The organism is Streptomyces sp. NPDC002130 (assembly GCF_040296465.1).
In the GTDB taxonomy this organism is placed as follows: domain Bacteria; phylum Actinomycetota; class Actinomycetes; order Streptomycetales; family Streptomycetaceae; genus Streptomyces.
In genome coordinates this window covers 1-25,882 of the sequence record NZ_JBEOXI010000113.1, presented here as the reverse complement: position 1 = coordinate 25,882, position 25,882 = coordinate 1, and the positions used below count along the sequence as shown (strand labels likewise).

25 protein-coding genes are annotated in these 25,882 nt (G+C 72.0%); 18 read left to right on the top strand and 7 right to left on the bottom strand.

Going from position 1 to position 25,882, the window contains the following annotated elements; translation table 11 throughout:
- Window positions 1-140: 140 nt before the first annotated feature.
- Both ABT116_RS21980 and ABT116_RS21975 read right to left on the bottom strand, forming a co-directional pair.
- Window positions 141-422 carry an Lrp/AsnC family transcriptional regulator gene (locus ABT116_RS21980; RefSeq protein WP_030848030.1) on the bottom strand — a complete coding sequence of 94 codons (282 nt, stop codon included), beginning with the start codon at window positions 420-422 and terminating at the stop codon, window positions 141-143.
- Window positions 419-1,171 carry a rhomboid family intramembrane serine protease gene (locus ABT116_RS21975; protein ID WP_351636565.1) on the bottom strand — a complete coding sequence of 251 codons (753 nt, stop codon included), beginning with the start codon at window positions 1,169-1,171 and terminating at the stop codon, window positions 419-421. The genes ABT116_RS21980 and ABT116_RS21975 overlap by 4 nt, the downstream gene beginning before the upstream one ends.
- A 159-nt stretch (window positions 1,172-1,330) precedes the next feature.
- On the opposite strand from ABT116_RS21975, the gene ABT116_RS21970 reads away from it, so the two are divergent.
- The 5 genes from ABT116_RS21970 (at window position 1,331) to ABT116_RS21950 (ending at window position 6,776) form a co-directional block, all read left to right on the top strand.
- Entirely contained in the window at window positions 1,331-1,570 is a 240-nt protein-coding gene (locus ABT116_RS21970; protein ID WP_351636562.1) for a hypothetical protein, read from the top strand.
- Between the two features lie 37 nt (window positions 1,571-1,607).
- Window positions 1,608-2,957, top strand: coding sequence for an NYN domain-containing protein (locus ABT116_RS21965; protein WP_351636560.1), 1,350 nt, complete (start codon window positions 1,608-1,610; stop codon window positions 2,955-2,957).
- Between the two features lie 245 nt (window positions 2,958-3,202).
- Window positions 3,203-4,243, top strand: coding sequence for a C40 family peptidase (locus ABT116_RS21960; RefSeq protein WP_351636558.1), 1,041 nt, complete (start codon window positions 3,203-3,205; stop codon window positions 4,241-4,243).
- Between the two features lie 241 nt (window positions 4,244-4,484).
- Window positions 4,485-5,498: a C40 family peptidase gene (locus ABT116_RS21955; RefSeq protein WP_351636556.1), complete on the top strand. Its 1,014-nt coding sequence runs from the start codon at window positions 4,485-4,487 to the stop codon at window positions 5,496-5,498.
- 120 nt (window positions 5,499-5,618) lie between these two features.
- Window positions 5,619-6,776: a hypothetical protein gene (locus ABT116_RS21950; RefSeq protein WP_351636570.1), complete on the top strand. Its 1,158-nt coding sequence runs from the start codon at window positions 5,619-5,621 to the stop codon at window positions 6,774-6,776.
- Window positions 6,777-6,800: 24 nt separating this feature from the next.
- Here ABT116_RS21950 and ABT116_RS21945 read toward each other — a convergent pair whose 3' ends face one another.
- Window positions 6,801-7,331, bottom strand: a complete 531-nt coding sequence (locus ABT116_RS21945) for a PadR family transcriptional regulator (protein WP_351636554.1) — start codon at window positions 7,329-7,331, stop codon at window positions 6,801-6,803.
- Between the two features lie 105 nt (window positions 7,332-7,436).
- On the opposite strand from ABT116_RS21945, the gene ABT116_RS21940 reads away from it, so the two are divergent.
- On the top strand, window positions 7,437-8,759 hold the full coding sequence (locus ABT116_RS21940) for an MATE family efflux transporter (protein ID WP_351636552.1): 1,323 nt from the start codon (window positions 7,437-7,439) through the stop codon (window positions 8,757-8,759).
- On the opposite strand, the gene ABT116_RS21935 is transcribed toward ABT116_RS21940, so the two are convergent.
- A complete protein-coding gene (locus tag ABT116_RS21935) occupies window positions 8,720-9,958 on the bottom strand; it encodes a glycosyltransferase 87 family protein (protein WP_351636550.1) in 1,239 nt (412 codons plus the stop codon). The genes ABT116_RS21940 and ABT116_RS21935 overlap by 40 nt on opposite strands.
- Window positions 9,959-10,075: 117 nt before the next feature.
- On the opposite strand from ABT116_RS21935, the gene ABT116_RS21930 reads away from it, so the two are divergent.
- Window positions 10,076-11,218, top strand: a complete 1,143-nt coding sequence (locus tag ABT116_RS21930; RefSeq protein ID WP_351636548.1) for a glycosyltransferase family 4 protein — start codon at window positions 10,076-10,078, stop codon at window positions 11,216-11,218.
- 123 nt (window positions 11,219-11,341) lie between these two features.
- Window positions 11,342-12,979, top strand: coding sequence for a GMC oxidoreductase (locus tag ABT116_RS21925; RefSeq protein ID WP_502983911.1), 1,638 nt, complete (start codon window positions 11,342-11,344; stop codon window positions 12,977-12,979).
- A gap of 13 nt (window positions 12,980-12,992) precedes the next feature.
- Here ABT116_RS21925 and ABT116_RS21920 read toward each other — a convergent pair whose 3' ends face one another.
- Window positions 12,993-14,789, bottom strand: a complete 1,797-nt coding sequence (locus ABT116_RS21920) for an AMP-dependent synthetase/ligase (RefSeq protein WP_351636544.1) — start codon at window positions 14,787-14,789, stop codon at window positions 12,993-12,995.
- Window positions 14,790-15,086: 297 nt separating this feature from the next.
- Here ABT116_RS21920 and ABT116_RS21915 point away from each other — a divergent pair, with 297 nt between their 5' ends.
- The 6 genes from ABT116_RS21915 (at window position 15,087) to ABT116_RS21890 (ending at window position 20,260) form a co-directional block, all read left to right on the top strand.
- Complete coding sequence (locus tag ABT116_RS21915) at window positions 15,087-15,884, top strand: metallophosphoesterase family protein (protein WP_351636542.1); 798 nt, start codon at window positions 15,087-15,089, stop codon at window positions 15,882-15,884.
- A gap of 108 nt (window positions 15,885-15,992) precedes the next feature.
- Window positions 15,993-16,430 (top strand): SRPBCC family protein, encoded by a 438-nt coding sequence (locus ABT116_RS21910; protein ID WP_351636540.1) that lies wholly within the window; start codon window positions 15,993-15,995, stop codon window positions 16,428-16,430.
- Window positions 16,431-16,538: 108 nt separating this feature from the next.
- Complete coding sequence (locus tag ABT116_RS21905; protein ID WP_351636538.1) at window positions 16,539-17,708, top strand: ArsA family ATPase; 1,170 nt, start codon at window positions 16,539-16,541, stop codon at window positions 17,706-17,708.
- 106 nt (window positions 17,709-17,814) lie between these two features.
- A complete protein-coding gene (locus ABT116_RS21900; RefSeq protein WP_351636536.1) occupies window positions 17,815-18,315 on the top strand; it encodes a DUF5304 domain-containing protein in 501 nt (166 codons plus the stop codon).
- 131 nt (window positions 18,316-18,446) lie between these two features.
- Window positions 18,447-19,400 (top strand): ROK family glucokinase, encoded by a 954-nt coding sequence (locus tag ABT116_RS21895; RefSeq protein WP_351636534.1) that lies wholly within the window; start codon window positions 18,447-18,449, stop codon window positions 19,398-19,400.
- 113 nt (window positions 19,401-19,513) lie between these two features.
- Window positions 19,514-20,260, top strand: a complete 747-nt coding sequence (locus ABT116_RS21890; protein WP_351636532.1) for an endonuclease/exonuclease/phosphatase family protein — start codon at window positions 19,514-19,516, stop codon at window positions 20,258-20,260.
- Here ABT116_RS21890 and ABT116_RS21885 read toward each other — a convergent pair.
- Window positions 20,257-20,892: a hypothetical protein gene (locus ABT116_RS21885; RefSeq protein WP_351636530.1), complete on the bottom strand. Its 636-nt coding sequence runs from the start codon at window positions 20,890-20,892 to the stop codon at window positions 20,257-20,259. The genes ABT116_RS21890 and ABT116_RS21885 overlap by 4 nt on opposite strands.
- A complete protein-coding gene (locus ABT116_RS21880; protein WP_351636528.1) occupies window positions 20,885-21,682 on the bottom strand; it encodes an alpha/beta hydrolase in 798 nt (265 codons plus the stop codon). Before ABT116_RS21880 ends, ABT116_RS21885 begins: the two co-directional genes overlap by 8 nt.
- Window positions 21,683-21,884: 202 nt before the next feature.
- Between ABT116_RS21880 and ABT116_RS21875 the strand changes: the two genes are divergently transcribed.
- From ABT116_RS21875 to ABT116_RS21860, 4 genes are read left to right on the top strand one after another with little or no spacing between them, the layout of a single operon-like run.
- Window positions 21,885-22,721, top strand: coding sequence for a lysophospholipid acyltransferase family protein (locus ABT116_RS21875; RefSeq protein ID WP_351636568.1), 837 nt, complete (start codon window positions 21,885-21,887; stop codon window positions 22,719-22,721).
- A 28-nt stretch (window positions 22,722-22,749) separates the two neighbouring features.
- Entirely contained in the window at window positions 22,750-23,976 is a 1,227-nt protein-coding gene (gene macS / locus ABT116_RS21870) for a MacS family sensor histidine kinase (RefSeq protein ID WP_351636525.1), read from the top strand.
- On the top strand, window positions 23,973-24,662 hold the full coding sequence (locus ABT116_RS21865) for a response regulator (protein WP_351636523.1): 690 nt from the start codon (window positions 23,973-23,975) through the stop codon (window positions 24,660-24,662). Before macS ends, ABT116_RS21865 begins: the two co-directional genes overlap by 4 nt.
- 53 nt (window positions 24,663-24,715) lie before the next feature.
- Window positions 24,716-25,744: a 6-phosphofructokinase gene (locus ABT116_RS21860; RefSeq protein WP_351636521.1), complete on the top strand. Its 1,029-nt coding sequence runs from the start codon at window positions 24,716-24,718 to the stop codon at window positions 25,742-25,744.
- The last annotated feature ends 138 nt before the right edge of the window (window positions 25,745-25,882 follow it).

Sequence of the window (25,882 nt, the reverse complement as noted above, 5' to 3'; positions counted from 1 at the left end):
TTCAACGCCGGTGAGCGGGGCCTGGCGCGTGGAGCTGCAAGGCGGAGGAGGGAGTCGACGCGGAGCGTCGGTGACCGACGACAACGCCGCAGATGGGCGTGCCAGGCCCCGCGTCTGTGGGCTGATCCAAACGACAGGCCCTAGTTGTCCAGCCCGATCGAGAACGCCGCCTCCAGGTCGTGCTGCGAGTACGTGCGGAACGCCACGTGCGTGTCGGTTCCCTCCACCCCGGGGATCTTGCTGATCCGGCCCGGGATGACCTCCGCCAGGTCCTCGTGCTCCTTCACCCGGACCATCGCGATCAGGTCGTAGGTGCCGGTGACGGAGAAGACCTCGCTGACGCTGTCCAGCGCCGCGATCGACTCGGCGATCTCGGGGATCCGGTCCACGCTGGTCTTGATGAGGACGATCGCGGTGATCACGGCTGGTTCTCTCCCTCGGGGGCCGGAGCAGGGGCGGCCTTCACTCTAGTGGGGCCGGTGGGGCGGCCGTAGCGGACCGACGCGTAGCCGAAGCCCAGACCGAATCCGATCAGGTGGGCGAGGTAGGCCACCCCCGGCCCGTCCGAGGCCCGCTCCGCCGCCAGCCACTGCAGCGCCGCCCAGAACGGCAGGACGACCCACGCCGGGAAGCGCACCGGCAGGAAGAACAGGAACGGCAGGAGACTGGTCACCCGGGCCCGGGGGAACAGGTACAGGAATGCACCGAGGACCGCCGAGATCGCCCCCGAGGCACCGACCAGGGACTGCTCGGAGTCGGCGTTGGCGACGGCGTAGCCCAGCAGCGCCAGGTAGCCGCAGCCGACGTAGAACAGGGTGAACTGCACCCGGCCCATCCGCTCCTCGGTCATCGCCCCGAAGACGTAGAGGAAGAGCATGTTGCCGAGCAGGTGGACCCAGCTGCCGTGGACGAAGAGCGCCGTCGCGGGGGTGAGGGCCGACCCCGCGGACCCTTCGAACAGTTCTGCGGGGATCACGCCCCAGCGCCGGAAGTAGGCCCGCTGCACGGCGAGCACCTCGTCGCCCGTGCCGTACGCCGGATTGAGTCCTGAGGCCGGTCCGGCCAGGAAGACCAGGCAGCACAGGGCGATCAGTGTGTACGTCACCGGCGCCGAGGACCCCCGGACCGATCGGCCGGCCCGGATGATCGACGCGCTCCACTTGCTGATCATGACCACAGAGCATGACGTAACCGGACGCAACCGCACAGACCGCCTCGCCGCCGTGGACACACGGGCGGCGAGGACCCGCCAGGCCGTAGGGTTACGAGCCAAACGCACCGGGGATGCCGGTCGCGTCACGGACACTAGAAGGAAAGAGAACAGGTCACGATGACGGTTCCCCTGCCGACCGCCGAGACGCGGTGGCGCTGCACCCTCTGCGGCAACCTCACGAGGTTCGACGTGACCCGCTCGTCGAAGGTCGTCGAGTACGTCCACCTCGACCTGGCCGGAGAGCCGAAGGTCGAGGAGCGCGAGGTGCTCAGTGAGAGCATCGAGTCGGTGCGCTGCCGCTGGTGTAACGCAGTGGACCAGGTGGAACTCGTGGACAGGCCGGGCGCCGGCTCCTGACGGGAGGCGGCCCCGCACAGGCATTGGGGTGTGACGGATGGTGGAGACCACAGGCGGGGGGCCGGGCGACGGCGCCGCCGAGGTGCTCGACCGTCCGCTGCCCGACGGCGTGCGCCGCCGCGTGGTGCAGATCGTCTCCGACGGCTTCGGCTCACTGACGGTCGCCGAGCTGCCCGCGCAGCTCAGGCAGTACGCCCGGTTCGCGCCGAACCGCCGGGCGAAGTTCGCCGGCAACGCGATGGCGGCCGCGCTGGAGACCGATCCGCTGTTCCGTCAGCGCATCGGGGAGAAGCTCAGAGAGGCCCAGCCGGAGCTGACCGGCGCTCTCGACTCAGGCTCCCCGCCCCCGGCCGCGGACCCGCTCGACGTGGCGGCCGCGGCCTACGTACTGCGGCCCCCCGGCTGGGTGAAGCTCGTGACCGCCGCCGGCGAGGAGGCCCAGCGGGCCGACGCCGAGCGCGCCGACGAGGAGAGCCGGGCCGAGCTGGACCGGCTGCGGGCCGAGCTCGACCGGGCCCGTGACCACACCCGGGCCGAGACCGAGCGGCTGCGTACGGAGCTGGAATCGGCCAAAAGGGAAACCGAGGCGCTGCACCGCAAGCTGCGCGCCGCCCTCAGCGACGTCAAGCGCGGCGAGGCCGCGCTGCGCAAGGCGCACGGCGAGATCGACGCCGTCCGCGCCGAGGGGCACGCCCAGGTGTCCGCCGCCGAGAGCGAGACCCGGCGGCTCAAGTCCCGGCTGAGCGAGACCGAGGCCGCCCTGGAGGCCGCGCGCCGGGCCGCCCGCGAGGGCCGCAGCGTCGAGGACATGCGGGTACGGCTGCTGCTGGACACCCTGCTGGACGCCACCCAGGGGCTCCGCCGCGAACTGGCCCTGCCGCCGGTGTCGGTGCGTCCCGCCGAGACCGTCGACGCCGTCGAGCCGGGCCGGATGTCCCCGAAGGACATCGCCGCCCGCGCCCTGTCCGAGCACGACCCGCAGGTCCTGGACCAGCTGCTGGCGCTGCCGCAGGCCCATCTGGTCGTCGACGGCTACAACGTCACCAAGACCGGCTATCCGCAGATGCCGCTGGAGAAGCAGCGCCTGCGGCTGCTCGGGCAGCTCTCCCAACTGGCCGCCCAGAGCGGCGCCGAGGTGACCTGCGTCTTCGACGGCGCCGAGCTCGCCGCACCGGTGCTGCTGGCGCCCCCGCGCGGCGTACGCGTGCTGTTCTCGAAGCCGGGCGTCACCGCCGACGAGCTCATCCGCCAGCTGGTGCGCGCCGAACCGCCGGGGCGTCCGGTCATCGTGGCGTCCACCGACCGTGAGGTCGCCGACGGCGTGGCCCGGGCCGGCGCCCGCCCGGTGGCCTCGGCCATGCTGCTCAAGCGCCTTTCGCGTGCCTAGGCGGCGTACGCCCGCTGTGTAACCTCCGGGCGGGATGCCCGGATTGATGAGGCCTGTGAGCCACGGTGAGTCAAATGGGTCTCACCGCCTGTGAGTCCAGGGGAAAAGATGGCCTACCGTGACGCAATTTTTCATCTGAGGATTTGAACTGATCACAGGAAGGTCACTAGGGTCGGGCCCAACCTCCGCTCGGGTGATCACTCATCGGGAGAGACGGCGGAGGGGCCAGAAGGAGCTTTTCACCCGTGGCGTCCCACCGTCGTCCGAAGCAGCCGAGCCGCGCACGTGTGACCGTGCTGACCACAGCCGCCGCCGCTGCCGTCGCCTTCAGTTCACAGGCCGCCAACGCGGCCCCCAGTGAGAAGCCGAGCAAGGACGAGGTCAAGGCCAAGGTCGACAAGCTCTACGAAGAGGCCGAGCAGGCCACCGAGAAGTACAACGGGGCCAAGGAGAAGCAGGAGAAGCTCCAGAAGGAGATCTCCACCATCCAGGACAACGTCGCCCGTGGCCAGGAGGAGCTGAACGAGCTCCGCGACAGCCTGGGCCTCGCCGCCGCCTCGCAGTACCGCACCGGCTCCATCGATCCCTCCGTGCAGCTGTTCCTCTCCGCCGACCCCGAGGACTACCTCGACAAGGCCTCCACGCTCGACCAGTTGAGCAGCCAGCAGGTCGAGGCGCTGAAGAAGGTCCAGGAGAAGCAGCGCGAACTCGCCCAGGAGCGCGCCGAGGCGTCCGAGAAGCTCAAGGACCTCGCCTCCACCCGGACCGAACTCGGCAAGAAGAAGAAGGAAGTACAGGGCAAGCTCTCCTCCGCGCAGAAGCTGCTCAACAGCCTCACCGCCGCCGAGAAGGCCGAACTCGCCGCCGAGCAGAACCGCGCCAGCCGGGCCAGCGAGCGCGACGCCCTCGACGTCGACGTCCCGCCCGGCTCGGGCCGCGCCGCGGCCGCCTTCGCCTTCGCCCAGAGCCAGCTCGGCAAGCCCTACGTCTACGGCGCCACCGGCATGAGCTCCTTCGACTGCTCCGGCCTCACCTCCCGGGCCTACGCCTCCGCCGGCATCCAGATCCCGCGCACCTCCGAGGCCCAGTCCCAGATCGGCACCAAGATCTACTCGGTCAGCCAGCTCAAGGTCGGCGACCTGGTCTTCTTCTTCAACGACCTGCACCACGTCGGCCTCTACGCCGGCAACGGGCAGATCATCCACGCCCCGCGCACCGGCACGGTCGTCCGTTACGAGTCGATGGACACCATCGGCGGCCCGTTCATGTTCGGCGTCCGGGTCTGACCCCGGTCCTCGAAGCCCGCGAGGTCGCCCCGAGGTCCCCTCGGCGCCTTCAAGATCAGGACACCGTGTCCGCCGTTCGGGCGAATCACGGCCGCCCCGAGTGAGCCCACGCCCCGCCATTGACCTGCGTCAGCGGCGGGGCGCAGTGCTGGACACCCACGGATGGTCGTTGGCGGTCCCCTGCCGCGGGGCTACTGTCTGCCGCGTTCCAAGTCCGCCAGCGGAAGGAGAGCGGCTTCCCGTGGGGTCCCATCGCCGCCTTGCACCGTCCGGGTTCGACCGGGGCGCCGGTGCCGCCGTCAGCATCCTGTCCGTCGCGGCCGCCGCCGTGGGCGCGGTACCCGCCGGCGCCGCACCGCACGACGACACCCGGGCCACGGTGGACCGGCTCTACGAGCAGGCCGAGAAGGCGACGGAGGCGTACAACGCGGCCGACGAGCGCGCCGACGAGCTGCGCGAGGAGGCCGGCACCGCCCGGGACCGCGTCGCCCGGCAGCAGCAGCGCGTCAACAACCTGCGCGAGTCCCTCGGTTCGCTCGCCGGCGCCCAGTACCGCTCGGGCGGCATCGACCCGTCCCTCGCCCTGCTGCTCTCCGACGACCCGGACGACTACCTCGACCACGCGTCCCGGCTCGACCGCCTCACCGCCCGACAGGCGGGCGAGCTGAAGAAGCTCCAGGACGCTCTGCGCGAACTCGCCCAGGACCGCGATGAAGCCGCCGGGAAGCTCCGCGAACTGGAGAAGAGCCGCAAGGCCGTCGCCGCCCACAAGAAGACCGTGGAGCGGAAACTCGCCACGGCCCGGAGACTGCTCAACTCCCTGCCGGACGCCGAGCGCGACGCCTACGGCCACGCCTCCCGCTCCGGCCGCCCGGGCATGCCCGGCCTCGGCGGCGCCACCGCCGCCTCGGGCCGCGGGTCCGCCGCCGTCGCCGCCGCCCGCAGCGCGCTCGGAAAGCCCTACGTCTGGGGCGCCAACGGGCCCACCGGCTTCGACTGTTCGGGTCTGATGCAGTGGTCGTACGCGCAGGCCGGGGTCTCCCTGCCGCGCACCTCGCAGGGCCAGCGGTACGCCGGCCGGCAGGTCCCGCTGTCCGAGGCGCGCCCCGGAGACCTGGTCGTCTACCGGGGCGACGCCAGCCATGTCGGGATGTACATGGGCGACGGCCAGGTCATCCACGCGCCCTACCCCGGCGCGCCCGTGCGCTACGACCCGGTCGGGATGATGCCCGTCTCCTCGGTCACCAGGGTCTGACCGGCGCGGCCCGGCGCCCGTACGATCGGGGACGTGGCTGGTCGAAGGTCTGGTGCGGCGAGAGGGCTTGGCGGGCGTCGCAGCGGGGCGGACGTCGTCTGCCGCGGCACTGGGTCCGCGCTGGTGGCGCTCGTCGTGCTGCTCGCCTCCCTCGTCGGGTGCGGCGGGCGGCCCACGGCCGACAGTGCCACGGCCGACGTCCAGCGCCTCCTGGACCGGCGGGCCGCCGCCGTCCTGGACCGCGACGAGCGGGCCTATGAACGGACGGGCACGGGGACGGACTTCGCCAAGCTGCGTGCGGTGCCCGTGGCCGCGTGGTCGTACCGGGTGACCGCGGTGCGCCGTACCGGCGACACGGCCACCGCCGACGCCGAACTGCGCTACCGCGTCGCCGGGTACGACCGGGCGCCGGTGACCGCCGGGCGCACCCTCCGGCTGAGCCGGGACGCGGACGGGCGGTGGTCCGTCGACACCGACCGGCCGGCGAAGAAGTCCGCACAGCAGCTGTGGGACCAGGGGGCGGTGCAACTGGTCCGGGGACGGCACAGTCTCGTGCTGGGCGTCGGGCAGTCCGGGCAGGCGCTGCGGGACTTCGCGGACCTGGCCGACCGCGCCGTACCGGCCGTGTCGGAGGCGTGGGGCACGGACTGGAGCCGGCGGGTCGTCGTGCTCGTGCCGAAGTCGGTGGAGGGGATGGCGGGGCTGCTCGGCTCGCCCGCCTCCTCCTACCGCGGGATCGCGGCGGTCACCACCGGCGAGACGGGGGCTCGGGCCCGGGCGCCGGCGGACCGGATCATCGTCAACCCGGACGCGTTCGCGCTCCTCGGCGGTCTCGGCGAGCAGGTCGTCGTCACCCACGAGACCACCCATGTCGCCACCCGCGCCCGGACCACGGCCGCCACGCCGCTGTGGCTGTCCGAGGGGTACGCCGACTGGGTCGGCTACCGCGCCGCCGGCCGCACCCCCGCCGAGGCCGCGCCGGAACTGTCCCGGGCCGTCCGCGAGGACCGGATCCCCACCGCGCTCCCCGACGACGAGGACTTCGGCTTCACCGGCGACGCGAGCCGCCTGGCCCGTTCCTACGAGAGCGGCTGGACGGCGTGCCGGCTGATCGCCGACCGCTGGGGCGAGGCCCGGCTGGGCGCGTTCTACCGGGCCGTCGGGGAGCACCGGCAGCGGGCCGGGGCGGTGGAGGACGCGATGCGGAAGGTCCTGGGGACCACGCCTGATGCCTTCACGGGAGACTGGCGGGCGTATCTGCGGGACCAGCTGGGCTGAAACGGACCCGGACCGTCCGCACCCTCACTCCGACCGCTCCAGCACCTCCAGGGCCTCCCGCAGCCAGGCCCGTTCCGCCTCGCCCGTCGCCCGGGCCACACGCAGCATGCCCTGGCGGAACAGGTCGTCCGCCTCCTCGGCGCGGACCGGCCTGCCGGAGTCGTAGAAGAAGCTCGTCGGCGCCTGGAGGAAGTCCAGCCGGCGGCGCAGCACCGCGGCCTGCTCGTGCCGGGCGGGGAGGTGGCGCAGGAACGCGAGCACCGTGTTGAAGCGGACGTGGTCGGTGATCTCCGTCTGCTTGGGGTCGCGCAGCCGCGCGAGCAGTTCCTCCCTGCCCTTCGCCGTGAGGGCGAGGATCCGGCGCGGGGCCGCGCTCGCACCCGGCTCGGTGCGCTGGTCGAGCAGACCCGCCGTGGTGAGCCGGGTGATCGCCGGGTAGAGCGCGCCGTCGCTCACCGGCCGGACATGCCCGGTCAGTGCCTTGATGCGTTCCTTCAACTCGTAGCCGTGCAGCGGCTGTTCGGCCAGGAAGCCCAGGATCGACAGCTCCAGCATGGTCCTCCTTGCGGATGGTCGACACCGCATGCTACCTCTTAACGAGCTACCTCGAATCGAGATAGCTCGGATCGAGGTTCATCAGGCCTCAGGGGGACCGCCACCGTGAACACCCATCGCTTGCAGCTTCTGCTGCTCGCTCGCCCCGTCTACTTCTCACTCCTCGCCTCGGTCGCCGCCGGGATCATCAACACCGTCTGGGTCGCTCGGCTGGGCGGTCCGGCCGTGGCCGCCGTGGCCGTGGCGACCAGCACGGAGAACGTGCTGCTCGGTATCGCCCTGGTCTTCGGCTCCGGCACCACCGTGCTGGTCGCCCACGCCCGGGGTGCCCGTGATCCCGGGGCCGTACGGGCCGCCGCGCGCGGCGGATGGGCGCTGTGGGCGCTGGTGACACCCCTGGTGGTGCTGGGCGGCCTGCTCGCCCGTGAACCGCTGGCCCGGCTGGTGCTGGGCGGGGCGGACGGCGCCGCCCTTGCGCTCGCCGTGGCCTACTTCACGCTCTCCATGCCGGGCATGGCCGTCTTCTTCGCCCAGCAACTCGTCGACGGCCTCCTCAAGGGCACCGGCGACACCCGCACCCCGATGCGGCTCGCGCTGCTGGCCAACGGCCTGATCCTGGTCCTGGACCCGCTCTTCATCCACCTTTACGGCGTCCGGGGCGCCGCGGCCGCCACGGTGCTGTCCCGGTGCGTGGCGCTCGGGGCGGGACTCGTGGCACTCCGGCGCAACGCACTGCTGCGCACGGCCCGCCGGGCCGAGCCGGGGGAGACCCTGGCCGTCTCCCTGCGCCGGACACTGACGACCGGCTTGCCGATGTCGTCCGACTTCGCCGTGCGGCAGACGGGCGCCCTGGTCCTGGTCGCGATCGTGGCGCGGCTCGGCGTGACGGCGGTGGCCGCGTACGCGATCGCCTACAAGGCCATGTACGTGGCGACCATGGCCTTCTACGCCGTCCGCCAGGCCGCCGCCATCCACACCGCCCACACACGCGGGGCGGGGCGGGACGCGCGGCGGGCGATCGGGAGGCAGGCCGTGCTCCTCTCCGCGGCCCTCGGCCTCACAGCGGCCGTGCTGCTGGCCGCCGGCGCCCCCTGGATCATGGCCGCCTTCGGCGCCGGGCCCGCGGTCGCACACGAGGGCGTGCTGTTCCTGCGCTGCGTCGGGCCCTACCTCGTGCTGTTGGCGTGCCTGATCGCGCTCGGCGGTGTCTTCGAGGGCAGCGGAGACGCCCCTGCGCTGCTGCGCGTCACCGTGCTCGGGACGGCGGTCCACCTCGCGCTCGCGTACGGACTCACGGGGCTCGGGCCGTACGGGGTGTGCCTGGCGCTGGCGGTCGCGGCGGCTGTTCAGTGTGCCCTGGTGGGGCTGCTGTTCCGGCGGGTCCCGGTTCAGGAGGAGACGGGCGTCTCGCCGGTTCGGGTCGGCTGAGGGGGTGCGGAGGCGGGCGGGGTGACGGGCGGTACGGTCGCACGCCACAGGGCTCGGGCCGCGATCAGCGCGGCGGCCACCAGGAGGCCGTTGCGCAGGAACAGCAGCGTGAGGCCGAGGCCGTTGCTGGCCACGACGTCGGCGAAGTAGAACGGGAACTCCAGCACCGTCACGAAGCACGCCACCAGCACCAGGACGACCGGCAGCCGCATCCGGCTCCCGGGGAAGTACAGGCACACCGCCGCCAGCCCCACCAGCCACACCATGTACTGGGGGCTGATCACCCGGCTGGTGGTGGTGAACATCAGCACCGCCACGAAGGCCGCGTCGGCCAGCGTGTGCTCCTCGAAGCGCCGGGCCAGCAGCCGCCACAACACCAACCAGCCGAAGGCCGCCCCCGTCAGGAACAGCGCGCCCGTGCTCACCTCGCTCACATACGGCCCGAGGAACTCGATCGAGCCGTAGTTCAGCTTCACCTCGCCCTGCCAGCCGAAGTGCCGGGCGACATGGAAGACCAGTCCGCCCAGCGACTCCACCTCGGTGCCCCGGTCGCGCTGGAAGGTCAGGAACGCGAAAGCGCCCGGCATGGCCAGCGCGAACGCACCCGTCACCACGATGCCCGACACCAGGGCCGACACCCAGGCGCTGCGGCGGCGGGCGGCCAGGAGCAGCATCGCCGGCCAGACCTTCAGCAGCGCGCCGAAGGCGGCCAGGGCGCCCATGGTCCTCGGGTGCCGGGCGCCCGCGAGCAGCGCGGCCATCGCCACCGCCGTGACCATCACGTCGTAGCGGGCGTACACCGTCGGCCCGAGCAGCGGTACGCCGGTCACCCACACCCAGGCGCCGCGCAGCGACCGGCCCGGGCGGCGTCCCGCGTACGCCATGAGGGCCAGCACGGCCAGGTCGGTGACGCAGACCAGCACGAAGAAGGCAGTCGCGTAGTCCAGGAAGGGCAGCAGGCCGGGAAAGAGGATCGCCAGCGCGGCGGCGGGCGGGTACTGCCAGGTGACGTCGGCCAGCGGGAAGGTCCCGGTGCTCAGGACGTGGTACCAGCCCTGGTAGATCACGTGGACGTCGCTCGTGACGTCCGGGCCGGGGAAGACGTACACCTTCAGGACGAACAGCAGCAGCGACAGCCTCGTGAGACACCAGACCACCGGCAGCCATGCCAGGGACCGCCTCGTGCCCGTCGTCTTCACGTGATCCCTGCCCGTTCGCGTGCCGTGTTGATGGGGCCATGATGGGCCCGCAGGCTGTGAGCGTGCCATATGCGCTTCCGCACAGGGCGGTGAGGGCGGTTCGGTAGGGTCGGCGGCGTGCGCAAGACCCTGATCGTGACGAACGACTTTCCGCCCAGGCCCGGGGGCATCCAGGCGTTCCTGCACAACATGGCGCTGCGGCTGGACCCGCAGCAGCTGGTCGTCTACGCCTCGACCTGGAAGCGGACCCGGGAGGGCGTCGAGGCGACCCGCGCCTTCGACGCCGAGCAGCCCTTCACCGTCGTACGCGACCGTACGACCATGCTGCTGCCGACGCCCGGCGCCACCCGGCGGGCCGTCGGCCTGCTGCGGGAGCACGGGTGCACCTCGGTGTGGTTCGGGGCGGCGGCCCCGCTCGGCCTGATGGCCCCGGCGCTGCGCGCCGCAGGCGCCGAGCGGCTGGTCGCCACCACGCACGGCCACGAGGCCGGCTGGGCGCAGCTGCCCGCCGCCCGGCAGCTGCTGCGCCGGATCGGCGACGCCACGGACACGATCACCTACCTCGGCGAGTACACCCGCTCGCGGATCGCGACCGCGCTGACGCCGGACGCGGCCTCGCGCATGGTGCAGCTGCCGCCGGGCGTCGACGAGAAGACCTTCCATCCCGCCTCGGGCGGCGACGAGGTGCGGGCACGGCTGGGGCTGACGGACCGCCCCGTGGTGGTGTGCGTCTCCCGGCTGGTGCGGCGCAAGGGGCAGGACACCCTGATCCGGGCCATGCCCCGCATCCTCGCGGCCGAGCCCGACACCGTCCTGCTGATCGTCGGCGGCGGCCCCTACGAGCAGGACCTGCGGCGGCTCGCGCGCGAGACCGGCGTCGCCGCCTCCGTCCGCTTCACCGGCGCGGTGCCCTGGTCCGAGCTGCCCGCCCACTACGGCGCCGGCGACGTCTTCGCGATGCCCTGCCGCACCCGCCGCGGCGGCCTCGACGTCGAGGGCCTCGGCATCGTCTACCTGGAGGCCTCCGCCACGGGCCTCCCGGTCGTGGCCGGCGACTCGGGCGGCGCCCCGGACGCGGTCCTGGACGGCGAGACGGGCTGGGTGGTGCGGGGCGGTTCCCCGGAGGAAGCCGCCGACCGCATCACCGTCCTCCTCGCCGACGCCGAGCTGCGCCGCAGGATGGGCGAACGGGGCCGGGAGTGGGTCGAGGAGAAGTGGCGCTGGGACCTGCTGGCGGAGCACCTCAAGGACTTGCTTTAGCGCAGCTTGCCTTCTTGGGGGCGCGGGGAACTGCGCGACAAGCCAAAGACAACCCGCACCCGCCCACAAGGATCAAGCCGCACCCCACTAGGCGGAACGCAAAAATCCGCCGATGCTGCGCCCATGACATCTAACCTGACGCATCGTCACCTGACAAGACGTCAAATCCTCGGCATGGCAGCCCTGCAGACCGCAGCCACCCTCGGCTTCACCCGCATCGGCCTCCAAAGCGCCCGAGCCGCCCAGCCCGACGCAGTCGACACCGCCCCCGCCATCGTCGTCGGCTCCGGCTACGGCGGCGCCGTAGCCGCCCTCCGCCTCGCCCAGGCCGGCATCCGCACGATCGTCCTGGAGATGGGCCGCCTCTGGAACACCACAGGCCCCGACGGCAAGGTCTTCTGCACCACCAGCACCCCCGACCACCGCTCCATGTGGTTCCGCACCCGCACCGAGGCCCCCCTCGGCACCTTCCTCTGGCTGGACGTCGTCAACCGGGACATCGGCCGCTACCCGGGCGTCCTGGACCGCGTGCACTTCGACCAGATGTCCGTGTACGTCGGCCGGGGCGTCGGCGGCGGCTCCCTGGTCAACGGGAGCATGGCGGTCACCCCGCCCCGGTCGTACTTCGCGGAGCAGTTCCCCACCGTCGACGCCGACGAGATGTACGGCACGTACTTCCCGCGCGCCCGCGCCGCCCTCGGTGTGAACACCGTCGACCCGGCCTGGTTCGAGTCGACGGAGTGGTACCGCTTCACGCGTGTCTCCCGCAAGCACGCCGAGAAGACCGGCCTGCGGACCACCTTCGTGCCGAGCGTCTACGACTTCGGCCACATGGAGCGCGAGGCGGCCGGCACCGCCCCGAAGTCGGCGCTCGGCGGCGAGGTCATCTACGGCAACAACCACGGCAAGCGCAGCCTCGACAAGACCTACCTCGCCGCCGCGCTCGGCACCGGCAACGTCACGATCCACACGCTGGAGAAGGTGCGCGCCATCAGCCGCGCGCCGGACGGGACCTGGGTCCTGACCGCGGACCGCATCGACGAGACCGGCAAGGTCGTCGGGACCAGGGAGTACGGCTGCACGTACCTCTTCCTCGGCGGCGGCAGCATCGGCACCACCGAACTGCTGCTGCGCGCCCGGGAGACGGGCACGCTGCCCCGCCTCGACGCCAGTGTCGGCGCCGGCTGGGGCACCAACGGCAACGTGATGCTGGGCCGGGCCAACCACCTGTGGGACACCGTCGGGGCGAACCAGTCGACCATGCCGGTCATGGGCATCGACGACTGGGCGAACGCCGCCAACCCGGTGTTCGCGGAGATCGCCCCGCTGCCCACGGGCCTGGAGCACTGGGTGAGCCTCTACCTGGCGATCACCAGGAACCCGGAACGGGCGTCCTTCTCCTACGACACCGGCTCCGACCGGCTGCGGCTCGGCTGGACGGCCGCCCACAGCGCGGTCTCCGTCGCCATGGCCAAGAAGCTCTTCGACCGCATCAACGCGGCCAACGCGACGATCTACCGGTACGACCTGTTCGGCTCGAAGAACAAGGTCTTCGCCGACGACTTCACCTACCACCCGCTCGGCGGCTGTGTGCTGGGCGGGGCGACCGACGACTACGGGCGGGTCAGGGGATATCCCCGGCTGTACGTCACCGACGGCTCGCTCGTGCCCGGGTCGCTCGGGGTCAACCCGTTCGTGACCATCACCGCGCTCGCCGAACGCACGATGGCGCGGGTCCTCGCCGAGGACACCGCGCCATGACCGACCCAGGGGGTCACTTCGCGTAGATCGCCTCGATCTCGTGCGCGTAGTCCTTCACCACCACGTTGCGCTTCAGCTTCAGCGACGGCGTCAGGTGGCCCGACTCCTCCGTGAACTGGGAGTTCAGAATGCGGAACTTCCGCACCGATTCCGCCTTCGACACCGCGGCGTTGCCGTCGTCGATCGCCGCCTGGATCGCGGCCAGCAGGTCCGGGTCCTCGCTCAGCGACGCCGCGGTGGACCCCGCCGGCTTGCCGTGGTCGGAGCACCAACGGCCCAGGAACTCCTCGTCGATGGTGATCAGCGCGCCCACGAACGGCCGCCCGTCGCCCACCACCATGCACTCCGCGACCAGCGCGTGCGCGCGGATGCGGTCCTCGATCACGGCCGGGGCGACGTTCTTGCCGCCCGCGGTGACGATGATCTCCTTCTTGCGGCCGGTGATCCTCAGGTAGCCGTCCTCGTCGAGGGTGCCGATGTCACCGGTGTGGAACCAGCCGTCGGCCAGCGCCTCGGCGGTCGCGCCGGGGTTGTTCCAGTACTCCTTGAACAGGTGCTCGCCGTGCAGCAGCACCTCGCCGTCGTCGGCGATGCGCACCACCGAGCCGGGCAGCGGCTGGCCGACCGTGCCGATCTTCTGCCGGTCCCAGGGGTTGAACGCGGTGGCCGCACAGGACTCGGTCAGGCCGTAACCCTCCAGGACCGTGAAGCCGATGCCGCGGAAGAAGTGGCCGAGTCGCTCGCCGAGCGGGGCGCCGCCGGAGATGGCGAACTCGCCCCGGCCGCCGAGAACCGCGCGGAGTTTGCTGTAGACGAGCTTGTCGAACGTCTTGTACTTGATCTTCAGACCGAGCGACGGGCCCGACGGGGTGTCCAGCGCCTTGCTGTACGCGATGGCGGTGTCGGCGGCCTTGTCGAAGATCTTGCCCTTGCCGTCGGCCTGGGCCTTGGCGCGCGCCGAGTTGTAGACCTTCTCGAAGACGCGCGGCACACCGAGGATCAGCGTGGGACGGAACGCGGCCAGCTCGTCGGTGAGGTCCTTGATGTCCGGGACCGTGCCCAGCTTGATCGGCGCCATCATGGGCGCGATCTGCACCAGCCGTCCGAAGACGTGCGCGAGCGGCAGGAAGAGCAGCACCGAGCACTCGCCCGTACGGAACAGCGGACGCAGCCGCTCGACGATGTTGCCGCACTCGGCGAAGAAGCTGCGGTGGGTGAGCACACAGCCCTTGGGGCGGCCGGTGGTGCCGGAGGTGTAGACGATGGTCGCCGGGTCGTCGGCCTTGGCGAACGAGCCGCGCTCCTCGACCGTCTCGTCGGTGACGTCCTGGCCGAGCCGGCCCAGCTCGTCGATGCCGCCGCCGTCGATCTGCCACACGTGCTTGAGCGCCGGCAGCCCGTCGCGCACCGACTCGATCGCGGCCGCGTGGGCGTCCGACTCCACGACACAGGCGGTCGCGCCCGAGTCGCCGAGGATCCACTGCACCTGCTCCGGCGAACTGGTCTCGTACACCGGCACGGTCACCGCGCCCGCGCTCCAGATCGCGAAGTCCAGCAGCGTCCACTCGTAACGGGTGCGGGACATCAGGCCCACCCGGTCGCCCGGCTGGACCCCGGCGGCGATCAGCCCTTTCGCCGCCGTGTGCACCTCGGCGAGGAACGTGGTGGCCGTGACGTCCTGCCAGCTGCCGCCGACCTTGCGGGCGATGACGGCGACGTCCGGGTGCTGCGCGGCGTTTCTGCGGACGATGTCGGTCAGGTTTCCGTCCGCAGGGACCTCGTACAAAGCCGGAAGGCTGAACTCGCGCAAGACTGCTGCTCCTCATAGGGCGCCGGCGCCACGACGGTGTGTGCTGCGACGGTGCGGTCCAAGGCTCGGGGAAGTGCTCGCGCATTCACTTGTTGAAATGCAGAGCACGACTGGACTGGCCGGACGTTACCCGCCGGTATGGCTTCCACGACAGGGGGTCCCGTCGAGATGTTCGCTGCGTCACACAGTTGGGTATTCCATTGCGCACAGTAGTCCACCCGCTAACTGACTGGCCAGTAACCGCAGGTAGGGCCGCCACTGTTCACAACCGCAGCGCGCGACCTACGCTTGATCGTCATGGCACCCACACCAGCCGGAAACCACCGGACGCGCGTACACGTGGTCAGCGACGTGCACGGCAACGCCCGCGACCTGGCCAGGGCCGGCGAGGGCGCCGACGCCCTGATCTGTCTGGGCGACCTCGTCCTCTTCCTCGACTACGCCGACCACTCGCGCGGCATCTTCCCCGACCTGTTCGGCGTCGAGAACGCCGACCGCATCGTCGCGCTGCGCACCGCCCGCCGCTTCGAGGAGGCCCGCGTGTTCGGGGCCGGGCTGTGGGCCGGCCTCCAGGGGGACCGCGCCACGGTGATCGAGAAGGCGGTGCGCAAGCAGTACGCCGAGCTGTTCGCCGCCTTCCCCACTCCTACGTACGCCACCTACGGCAACGTCGACATGCCGACCCTGTGGCGGGAGTACGCGGGCCCCGGCACGACCGTCCTGGACGGCGAGCGCGTCGAGATCGGCGGCCGGGTCTTCGGCTTCGTCGGCGGCGGCCTGCGCACACCGATGCGGACGCCGTACGAGATCAGCGACGAGGAGTACGCGGCGAAGATCGAGGCCGTGGGAGAGGTCGACGTGCTCTGCACGCACATCCCGCCCGAGGTCCCCGAACTGGTCTACGACACCGTCGCCCGCCGTTTCGAACGCGGCAGCCGGGCCCTGCTCGACGCCATCCGCCGCACCCGGCCCCGCTACGCCCTCTTCGGGCACGTCCATCAGCCGCTGGTGAAAAGGATGCGGATCGGGGCGACCGAGTGCGTGAACGTGGGGCACTTCGCGGGCACCGGGACGCCGTGGGCACTGGAGTGGTGAGGACGCCCCAGGTCGGGTGAGATCCGAGGGTCCCGTGCGCGGTAGCCTTCACGCTGCGCACTCGTGCGCACGACCTCATACCGGCCCGCATCTGGAGGAGCCACGGCGATGGCGGAACACACCAGCTCGAGCATCACCATCGAGGCGGCCCCGGCCGACGTCATGGCGGTCATCGCCGATTTCGCCCGCTACCCGGACTGGACCGGCGAGGTGAAGGAGGCGGAGGTCCTCAAGACCGACGCCCAGGGCCGCGCCGAGCAGGTCCGCCTCGTCATGGACGCGGGCGCGATCAAGGACGACCAGGTCCTCGGATACACCTGGACCGGCGAGAACGAGGTGTCCTGGACGCTGGTGAAGTCCCAGATGCTGCGTTCCCTGGACGGCTCGTACATCCTCAAGCCGTCCGGGGCGGGCGGCACGGAGGTCACGTACCTGCTGACCGTGGACGTCAAGATCCCCATGCTCGGCATGATCAAGCGCAAGGCGGAGAAGGTCATCATCGACCGGGCGCTGGCGGGGCTGAAGAAGCGGGTCGAAGCGGCCTGATCGCATCGCGCCGCTGGGGCACCCGTGCATGGTTCGGTGCGGGTGCACCGTGGTCGCTCGCGCAGTTCCCCGCGCCCCTTTGGGGCGTCTGGGTTAGCGTTCATCCCCATGCGCACCATCCTGATCATGGGCCCCGGCGGCAGCGGGCGCACCACACTCGCCGCTGCCACCGCGCTCACCGCCGCCCGCGAGGGCACCCGCACCCTCCTCCTCGGCTCCGACCGCACGGACACCCTCGGTGCCGCACTCGGCGTCCCGACCGGTCCGGCCCCGGTCGAAGCCGCCCCGCACCTCACGGCCTGGCGCCCCGACGCCGCCCAGGACTTCCGCAGGGACCTGGTCGCCCTGCAGGACCGCGCCTCCGCCGCCCTGGACCTCCTCGGCGCCTCCCGCCTCGACCCCGAGGAACTCACCCCCCTGCCCGGCGCCGAGGAACTCGCCCTGCTGCGCGCCCTGCGCTACGCCGCGCTGTCGGAGAAGTACGACACCCTCGTCGTCGACCTCCCCCCGGCCCCGCAGGCCCTCGCCCTGCTCGCCCTGCCCGAGGAACTCCGCCGCTACCTGAGCCGCCTGCTCCCGCCCGAACGGCAGGCCGCCCGCGCCCTGCGCCCCGTCCTGGGCCGCCTCGCCGGCGTCCCCATGCCCGCCGAGTGGCTCTACGAGACGGCGGCCCGCTGGGACCTGGAACTGGCCGCCGTGGAAGCGGTCGTCGCCGACCGCGGCACCGTCGTACGCCTGGTCGCCGAGCCCGGCCCGGCCGGCGCCGACGTGCTGCGCACCGCCCGTCTCGGCCTCGCCCTGCGCGGTCTGCGCACCGACGTCGTCGTCGCCAACCGCGTCCTGCCCGAGGCCTCCCCGGACACCTGGCTCGCCGGCCCGGTCGCCCAGCAGCGCAAGACGCTGGAGGAGTGGCGGGAGACCTGCGACGTCCGCACCGTCGCCCACCTCGGGCGCGACCCGCGCGGCACCGACGACCTCACCGCCCTCGCCGTGCCCGGCGCCGAGCAGGCGGCCCCCGCCGCCGACTGGCCCGTGACCGACCGGCTCGGCGAGGACGGTGTGCTCGTCTGGCGGATCCCGCTGCCCGGTGCCATACGCGAGGAACTCGACCTCGTCCGGCGCGGCGACGAACTCGTCGTCACCGCGGGGATGTTCCGCCGGATCGTCCCGCTGCCCTCCGTGCTGCGCCGCTGCACCGTCGACGGGGCCGCCCTGCGCGACGGCGAGCTGCGCATCCGCTTCGCGCCCGACCCGAAGCTGTGGCCGCAGAGCCGGTGAGACAGCGGTGCCGAACGGGGGGGAAAACAGTGGCCGGCACGGCCCGTGAACCCGGTACGCCCGTTCGGGTAACGTCGTAGGGACGAACCGTAGTCAGGAGTCCGTGATGAGCGAAGATCTCCCTCCGTCCGGCGCCGCCCGGGAAGGGGCCGGGGACGACGTGCGGGCGACCGACGCCGACGCCTGGGCGACCGCGTGCGCCGAGGACCTCCAGGCGGAGAAGGCCCGCCGCCGCGCCGAGTACGGCACGCCCCCCGGCTCCGCGGCCGAAGAACTGAAGAAACTCGTCGACGCCGTCGCCGAGAAGCTGTCCGGCGTTCAGTCCCCGCTGCTCGGCGCGGTCGCGGGACCCGCCGCCCAGCAGGTCGTGCGACAGGTCGTGCAGCAGGCCAAGGACGCCGTGGAACCCGTCATCGAGCGCAACCCGGACGTCTTCGACCACCTGGCCGCGGCCGGGAACGAACTGCTCGCCGCCTACCGCTCCGCCGTCCAGGCCCAGGAACGCCGCTGGACCGGCCGCGACGACCAGCACGACCCCCGTGACCGGGGCGAACGCCGGGACGGCGGCGACGACGCCGGCCCCGGGGAGCGCATCGACCTGGACTGAGTCCCCGGGCCCGGCCGAGAGGCGCCCCGGTACGGCCTCCCGGGGTGCCCGGCGTGCGGACGACAGCGAACCCGGCGGCATGCCTCGGGTACCGTTGGCCGTAGCGGGGCTCGACCGAAACTGAGGGATTCATGGGACTCACCATCGGCGTCGACATCGGCGGCACGAAGATCGCGGCCGGCGTGGTCGATGAGGACGGCAACATCCTCTCGACCCACAAGGTGCCGACCCCGGGCACGGCTGAGGGCATCGTGGACGCCATCGCTTCGGCGGTGGACGGCGCACGCGTCGGTCACGACATCGTCGGCGTGGGCATCGGTGCCGCCGGCTACGTGAACCGGCAGCGCTCCGAGGTCTACTTCGCGCCCAACATCCACTGGCGCAACGAGCCGCTCAAGGAGAAGGTCGAGGCCCGCGTGGGCCTCCCGGTGGTCGTGGAGAACGACGCGAACGCCGCGGCGTGGGGCGAGTACAAGTTCGGTGCCGGCAAGGGCCACCGCAACGTCATCTGCATCACCCTCGGCACCGGCCTCGGCGGCGGCATCATCATCGGCAACAAGCTGCGCCGGGGGCACTTCGGCGTCGCCGCCGAGTTCGGCCACATCCGCATGGTGCCGGACGGCCTGCTGTGCGGCTGCGGCTCGCAGGGCTGCTGGGAGCAGTACGCCTCCGGCCGCGCCCTGGTGAGGTACGCCAAGCAGCGCGCCAACGCCACCCCCGAGAACGCCGAGACCCTGCTCGGCCTCGGCAACGGCACGCCCGAGGGCATCGAGGGCAAGCACATCTCCATGGCCGCCCGCCAGGGCGACCGGGTGGCCGTCGACTCCTACCGCGAACTGGCCCGCTGGGTCGGCGCGGGCCTGGCCGACCTGGCCTCCCTCTTCGACCCCTCCGCGTTCATCGTCGGCGGCGGCCTCTCCGACGAGGGCGAACTCGTCCTGGGCCCGATCCGCAAGTCGTACAAGCGCTGGCTGGTCGGCGGCAACTGGCGCCCGGTGGCGGAGGTCCGCGCGGCGGAACTGGGCAACAAGGCCGGCCTGGTAGGAGCGGCCGACCTGGCCCGCGAGCCCGACCCGATCATGTAACGCAGTCAGGGTGCGCGCCCCAGGGGCGCGGGGAACTGCGCGATCAAGCACATGCGACCGGCACTCGCGCTCCATCCCCGCGCCCCGCCCCCCGTTGGGCGTAAATTGATCACATGCCGCTGCTCCCCAACTCCCGTACGGAACCCGACGGTTCCGCGGTCATCAGGGTCCTCAGCTACAACATCCGCTCCATGCGCGACGACACCGACGCCCTGGCCCGCGTCATCAAGGCCTGCGCACCCGACCTCGTCCTCGTCCAAGAAGCCCCCCGCTTCTTCCGCTGGCGCAAGAAACTCGCCCGCCTGGCCCTCGCCTCCGACCTCGTGACCGTCACCGGCGGCGCCACCACCACAGGCCCGGCGATCCTCAGCTCGCTCCGGGCGAGCGTCGAACGCACCGAGGACATCCTCCTGCCCCCCACCCCCGGCCTGCACCGCCGCGGCTTCGCCACCGCGGTCGTCCGGTTCGCCGGCGCCCGCCTCGGCGTCCTCAGCTGCCACCTGTCCCTGCAGAAGGACGAGCGCTACGAGCAGTCCGGCATGCTCCTGGAGCGGCTCGCCGGCATGGGAGTGCAGCACGCGATCGCCGGCGGCGACCTCAACGAACGCCCCGACGGCCCGGCCTTCCGCCGACTGGCCGACGACCTGACCGACTGCCGGGCCGCGGCTCCCTGGGGCGGCGAGCACACCTGGACGCCCACCGACCCCTACCAGCGCATCGACGCGATCTTCGCGACGAAGGGCATCGAGGTGCTGGGCTGCGGCGTGCCGTCCGCCCTGCCGGGGGTGTCCGACACAGACCTGAGGGCGGCAACGGACCACCTGCCGGTCCTGGCCGCCCTCAGGATCCCGGCTTCCTAGACGACCGCGCCCCGCCCGGGGTCGTCGTCCTCCTCGTCGTCCGTGCGCATCCGCATCACCAGCGTCGCGAACCCGCCGAGGAACCCGCCGATCCCCAGCGTGGCCAGCCACCAGGTCATGTCCCAGCCGAGCAGCACGGCCAGCAGGAGCAGCACCGGCCCGCCGAGCACGCCGAGCCAGGCGAACTTGGCGGTGGGGTCGGCGGTGGGCAGCGGGGGCGGCTCCGGGGGCACGAAGTGGCCTTCGTCGTCCTCGTCGAAGTCGTCCTCGGCGGGCTCGGGCGTGGAGTAGTCGCGCGGGCCGACGCCGGGCGCGAACGAGACCGAGCCACCCAGGGGCTTCACCGGCTCGTCCCCGGGCCCGGACCCCTCGGCCTGCTCCGACTCGACCGGCTTCACGGCGTCCCCGGACTTCACTGCCGTGTCGCCCCGGTCGCCGTCCAGCACGGTGTCGTTGGTCCCGGTCGCCGGCAGGGCCAGGTCCTCGATGGACTTGAACGGCTTGGCGCCCGGCGGGTCCGGCGGCTCCTCGCCGTACCCGGCGACGATCGCCGCCCAGGCGGCCTCCTCGTCGAAGGGGACGCCCTTGTCGTCCGGCTCCCGGCCTTCGCGGTCGGAGTCGTGCTCAGCCACCTGCGGTCGTCCCTTCCTTGCCGAGCCCGGGCTCCTTGCCGAGGCCGGACGCGATGCGGCCGATGAACGCGAGGCTCTCCTCGTGGATCCGGTCCGCGTCATGGTCCAACGTGGCGACGTGGTAGCTCTGTTCCAGGATGACCTCTTTCACGTCCATCGACGAGATACGGCTGAGGATCCGGGCGGAGTCGACGGGCGGCACCACATGGTCCTGTGGGCTGCGCAGCAGCAGCACCGGCTGGGTGACCTGCGGCAGCTCGCGGTCGGTGGCCTGGAAGAACTGCCGCAGCGAGTGCGCCGCGTGCAGCGGCACCCGGTCGTAGCCGAGCTCCTTGCCGTCCGGCTTGGCGATGTCGCTGGCGATGCCCTTCGTCGCGGGGACGAGGTGGCGCACCACCGGCAGGGCGTGCGCGGCCAGGCCGTGCACCTTGTTGGCGGGGTTGACAACCATGACACCGCGGACGGCGTCGCCGTGCTTCGCGGCCAGCCGCAGGGCCAGCGCGCCGCCCATGGACAGACCGGCCACGAAAACCGTCTCGTGGCGCCGGCACAGCAGGCGCAGCTCCCGGTCCACCTCCGCGTACCAGTCCTGCCAGCCGGTGATCCGCAGGTCCTCCCAGCGCGTGCCGTGGCCGGGCAACAGCGGCAGGGAGACGGTCAGGCCGTGCTCGGCGAGGTGCTCCGCCCAGGGGCGCAGCGACTGCGGTGATCCGGTGAAGCCGTGGCAGAGGAGGACGGCGACCTCTCCGCCCTCGTGGTGAAACGGCTCGGCTCCGGCAAGGACCGGCACCTTCGGCCTCCTGGTCGTGAGAAGGGACTGGCACGATCACGGAATGTCACGGAACGTCATGGAAGGGGTCGCACGGCGTTCGCGGGACCTTCACCGTACGCGACCGCACTGACACCGACCAGGGCCGTCGGCGCCTTTGACGGCGCTCCGGGTTAAGGTCTGATCGACACATACAGGAGGCACTCGGTTGTTGTACGGCGCGATGAAGGTCACCATCGGGGGTCCGCTGAAGCTCGCCTTCAGACCCTGGGTGGAGGGCCTGGAGAACGTACCCGCCGAGGGCGCTGCGATCCTGGCGAGCAATCACCTGTCGTTCTCCGATTCGTTCTTCCTGCCCGCCGTCCTCGACCGCAAGGTCACCTTCATCGCCAAGGCCGAGTACTTCACCACGCCCGGCGTGAAGGGCCGGCTGACGGCCGCCTTCTTCAAGGGGGTCGGGCAGCTCCCCGTGGACCGCTCCGGTGCGCGCGGCGCGGGCGAGGCCGCCATCAAGAGCGGCATAGACGTGCTGGAGCGCGGTGAGCTGTTCGGGATCTACCCGGAGGGCACGCGCTCGCCCGACGGACGGCTCTACCGGGGCAAGCCGGGCGGCCTCGCGCGCGTGGCGCTCGCCACCGGCGCGCCGGTCATACCCGTCGCCATGATCGACACGGAGAAGATCCAGCCGCCCGGGAAGGTCATGCCGAAGCTGATGCGGCCCGGCATCCGGATCGGCAAGCCCCTGGACTTCAGCCGCTACCAGGGCATGGAGCACGACCGGTTCGTGCTGCGCGCGGTGACCGACGAGGTCATGTACGAGATCATGAACCTCTCCGGCCAGGAATACGTCGACATGTACGCCACGGCCATGAAACGGCAGCTCACGGAAGCGGCGAAGGCGGAGAAGGAAGCCGAGAAGGCGGCCAAGGCCGCCCTCGCCCGGGCGGAGAAGGAACAGGCCGAGAAGGAGAAGGCCGAGCGGGAACAGGCCGCGAAGGAACAGGCCGAGAAGAAGAAGCAGGCGGAACAGCAGACGGAGCAGCGGCGGACCGAGCCCTAGGCGGGGCTTCGGTCGGGGGGCGGGGGAGATGGCCAAGCGCGAGCGCGTCATGAGGATGTCGGTCGAGCAGCCGCTGTGGCGTGCGCTCACCGGCTACCGGGTGCTCACGATGCTGTACGCGGTCGGCCTGTTCGCCACCGCCTACGAGGAGTTCACCCGCCCCTGGATCGCCGTCGCCTACTACGCCGTGCTGTGCGGCTGGACCCTGGCCACCCTGCCCCGGGTCGCGAACGCGGCCCGCTGCACCAAGCGGTTCCTCGCCGCCGACCTCACCATCGCCGTCACCGGCATCCTGCTCACGCCCGTCGCCGACGCCCACGAGCGGGTCCAGGCGGGCGGCCCGACCCTGCCGTCGATATGGACCGCCGGTGCCGTTCTGGCCTTCGCGATCAAGGGCGGCTGGCGCTGGGCGGCCCTCGCCTCCGGCCTGGTGGCCGTCGCCAACCTGGTCGAGCGCGGCAGCCCCGCCCGCGACACCGTCCACAACGTCATCCTGGTCTGCATCGCCTCCGTCGCCATCGGCTACGTCGTCGAGGTCGCCCGCGCCTCCGAGCGGACCCTCGCCCGGGCCCTGGAGATCGAGGCCGCTACGCGCGAACGCGAGCGTCTGGCCCGGGACATCCACGACAGCGTGCTCCAGGTGCTGGCGATGGTGCAGCGCCGTGGGGCCGTGATCGGAGGAGAGGCGGCCGAGCTGGGCCGGATGGCCGGTGAGCAGGAGGTCGCGCTGCGCACCCTGGTCTCCGGCGGCCTCGTGCCCGTCTCCCGCGTGTCGGAGGACGCCGCCGAGGGCGCGGTCGTACGAGCCGTCGACGAGGAGCCGGAGGAGAGCGGACCCGTCGACCTGCGCGCCCTGCTCGCGCCGTACGCGGGCGCCCTCGTCAGCCTCGCCGAACCGGGTGCGCCCGTGCCGCTGGCACCGGTCGCGGCCCGTGAGGTGGCCGCCGCCGTCGGAGCCGCCCTGGACAACGTCCGCCGGCATGCCGGCCAGGACGCGCGCGCGTGGATCCTGGTCGAGGACGAGCCGGACGAGGTGATCGTCACCGTACGGGACGACGGGCCAGGCATCCCTGAGGGACGGCTCGACCAGGCAGAGGGCGAGGGGCGGCTCGGTGTCGCCCTCTCCATCCGCGGCCGGCTGCGCGACCTCGGCGGCGGCGCGGAGCTGATCTCGGTGCCGGGCCAGGGCACGGAGGTCGAGCTGAAGGTACCGAAGGACGTGACGAACACACGGGGGAAGGCGGAGCAGCGATGACGGAGACCAGCGGAGACCGGCAGGACCCGATCAAGGTCATGGTCGTCGACGACCACCCCATGTGGCGCGACGCGGTCGCCCGCGACCTGGCCGAGTCGGGCTTCGAGGTGGTCGCCACCGCGGGCGACGGCGACCAGGCCGTACGCCGCGCCAAGGCCGCCGCACCCGACGTCCTCGTGCTCGATCTGAACCTGCCGGCCAAGCCCGGTGTGCAGGTCTGCAAGGAGGTCGTAGCCGCGAACCCGGCACTGCGGGTGCTCGTGCTGTCCGCCAGTGGCGAGCACGCCGACGTCCTGGAGGCAGTGAAGTCCGGCGCGACCGGCTATCTGCTGAAGTCCGCCTCCACCGGTGAACTGCAGGACGCGGTCCGCCGCACGGCCGTCGGCGACCCCGTTTTCACCCCCGGCCTCGCCGGACTGGTCCTCGGCGAGTACCGCCGCCTGGCCTCCGAACCCGCCCCCGCCGCCGACACCGGCGAACCCAAGGCGCCCCGGCTCACCGACCGCGAGACCGAGGTGCTGCGCCTGGTCGCCAAGGGCCTGAGCTACAAGCAGATCGCCGAGCGCCTGGTCATCTCCCACCGCACGGTGCAGAACCACGTCCAGAACACCCTCGGCAAGCTCCAGCTGCACAACCGCGTGGAGCTCGTCAGGTACGCGATCGAGCGCGGCCTCGACGACGAGTGAGGCGCACGTCACACTGACCCTTCGTCAGGTACCTGCGGCGAAGGGACTGTTCCATGCGCGTCGGAGTACTGACCGGAGGCGGCGACTGCCCCGGACTCAACGCCGTCATCCGGGCCGTCGTCCGCAAGGGCGTGCAGGAGTACGGCTATGACTTCACCGGCTTCCGGGACGGCTGGCGAGGGCCCCTGGAAGGCGACACCGTCCGTCTCGACATCCCCGCGGTGCGCGGCATCCTGCCCCGCGGCGGCACGATTCTCGGCTCCTCGCGAACCAACCCGCTGAAGGTGGAGAACGGCATCCGCCGGATCAAGGAGACCCTCGCCGGACTGGAGGTGGAGGCGCTCATCGCGATCGGCGGCGAGGACACCCTGGGCGTGGCCGCGCGCCTGTCCGACGAGCACGGCGTGCCCTGCGTGGGCGTGCCGAAGACCATCGACAACGACCTGTCCGCCACCGACTACACCTTCGGCTTCGACACCGCCGTCGGCATCGCGACCGAGGCCATCGACCGGCTGCACACCACCGCCGAGTCCCACATGCGGGTCCTGGTCGTCGAGGTGATGGGCCGGCACGCCGGCTGGATCGCCCTCCACTCCGGCCTGGCCGGCGGCGCCAACGTCATCCTCATCCCCGAGCAGCGCTTCGACGTCGAGCAGGTGTGCACCTGGGTGACCTCCCGCTTCCGGGCGTCGTACGCGCCGATCGTGGTGGTCGCCGAGGGGGCGATGCCGAAGGACGGCGACATGGTCCTCAAGGACCAGTCCCTGGACTCCTTCGGGCACGTCCGGCTGTCCGGGGTGGGCGAGTGGCTCGCCAAGCAGATCGAGAAGCGCACCGGAAAGGAGGCCCGCACGACGGTCCTGGGGCATGTCCAGCGCGGCGGCACCCCCAGTGCCTTCGACCGCTGGCTCGCCACCCGCTTCGGCCTGCACGCCATCGACTGCGTCCGCGACCGCGACTTCGGCCGGATGGTCGCCCTGCGCGGAACCGACATCGTCCGCGTCCCCCTCGCGGACGCCACCGCCCGCCTCAAGACGGTCGACCCCGCGCTGTACGAGGAGGTCGGGGTGTTCTTCGGCTGACGGCCCGCGCCCGAGCCTGCCGCGCGATGCGGCGGCCCCGGCCCGCCCGCCGCCTCCAGGGTGAAGTGGGCGGCGAACACGGCCGGCGCGGCCACCAGGACCGCGCCCGGCGCGTCCATCCGGTCGGCGAGGGCGAGC

Bases quoted from the DNA above. Each gene is read 5' to 3' on its own strand.
- ABT116_RS21975 (WP_351636565.1), bottom strand. From the start codon at position 1,171: ATGATCAGCAAGTGGAGCGCGTCGATCATCCGGGCCGGCCGATCGGTC.
- ABT116_RS21970 (WP_351636562.1), top strand. From the start codon at position 1,331: ATGACGGTTCCCCTGCCGACCGCCGAGACGCGGTGGCGCTGCACCCTC.
- ABT116_RS21965 (WP_351636560.1), top strand. From the start codon at position 1,608: ATGGTGGAGACCACAGGCGGGGGGCCGGGCGACGGCGCCGCCGAGGTG.
- ABT116_RS21945 (WP_351636554.1), bottom strand. From the start codon at position 7,331: ATGCTGGAGCTGTCGATCCTGGGCTTCCTGGCCGAACAGCCGCTGCAC.
- ABT116_RS21925 (WP_502983911.1), top strand. From the start codon at position 11,342: ATGACATCTAACCTGACGCATCGTCACCTGACAAGACGTCAAATCCTC.
- ABT116_RS21915 (WP_351636542.1), top strand. From the start codon at position 15,087: ATGGCACCCACACCAGCCGGAAACCACCGGACGCGCGTACACGTGGTC.
- ABT116_RS21910 (WP_351636540.1), top strand. From the start codon at position 15,993: ATGGCGGAACACACCAGCTCGAGCATCACCATCGAGGCGGCCCCGGCC.
- ABT116_RS21905 (WP_351636538.1), top strand. From the start codon at position 16,539: ATGCGCACCATCCTGATCATGGGCCCCGGCGGCAGCGGGCGCACCACA.
- ABT116_RS21900 (WP_351636536.1), top strand. From the start codon at position 17,815: ATGAGCGAAGATCTCCCTCCGTCCGGCGCCGCCCGGGAAGGGGCCGGG.
- ABT116_RS21895 (WP_351636534.1), top strand. From the start codon at position 18,447: ATGGGACTCACCATCGGCGTCGACATCGGCGGCACGAAGATCGCGGCC.
- ABT116_RS21890 (WP_351636532.1), top strand. From the start codon at position 19,514: ATGCCGCTGCTCCCCAACTCCCGTACGGAACCCGACGGTTCCGCGGTC.
- ABT116_RS21875 (WP_351636568.1), top strand. From the start codon at position 21,885: ATGAAGGTCACCATCGGGGGTCCGCTGAAGCTCGCCTTCAGACCCTGG.
- macS (WP_351636525.1), top strand. From the start codon at position 22,750: ATGGCCAAGCGCGAGCGCGTCATGAGGATGTCGGTCGAGCAGCCGCTG.
- ABT116_RS21865 (WP_351636523.1), top strand. From the start codon at position 23,973: ATGACGGAGACCAGCGGAGACCGGCAGGACCCGATCAAGGTCATGGTC.
- ABT116_RS21860 (WP_351636521.1), top strand. From the start codon at position 24,716: ATGCGCGTCGGAGTACTGACCGGAGGCGGCGACTGCCCCGGACTCAAC.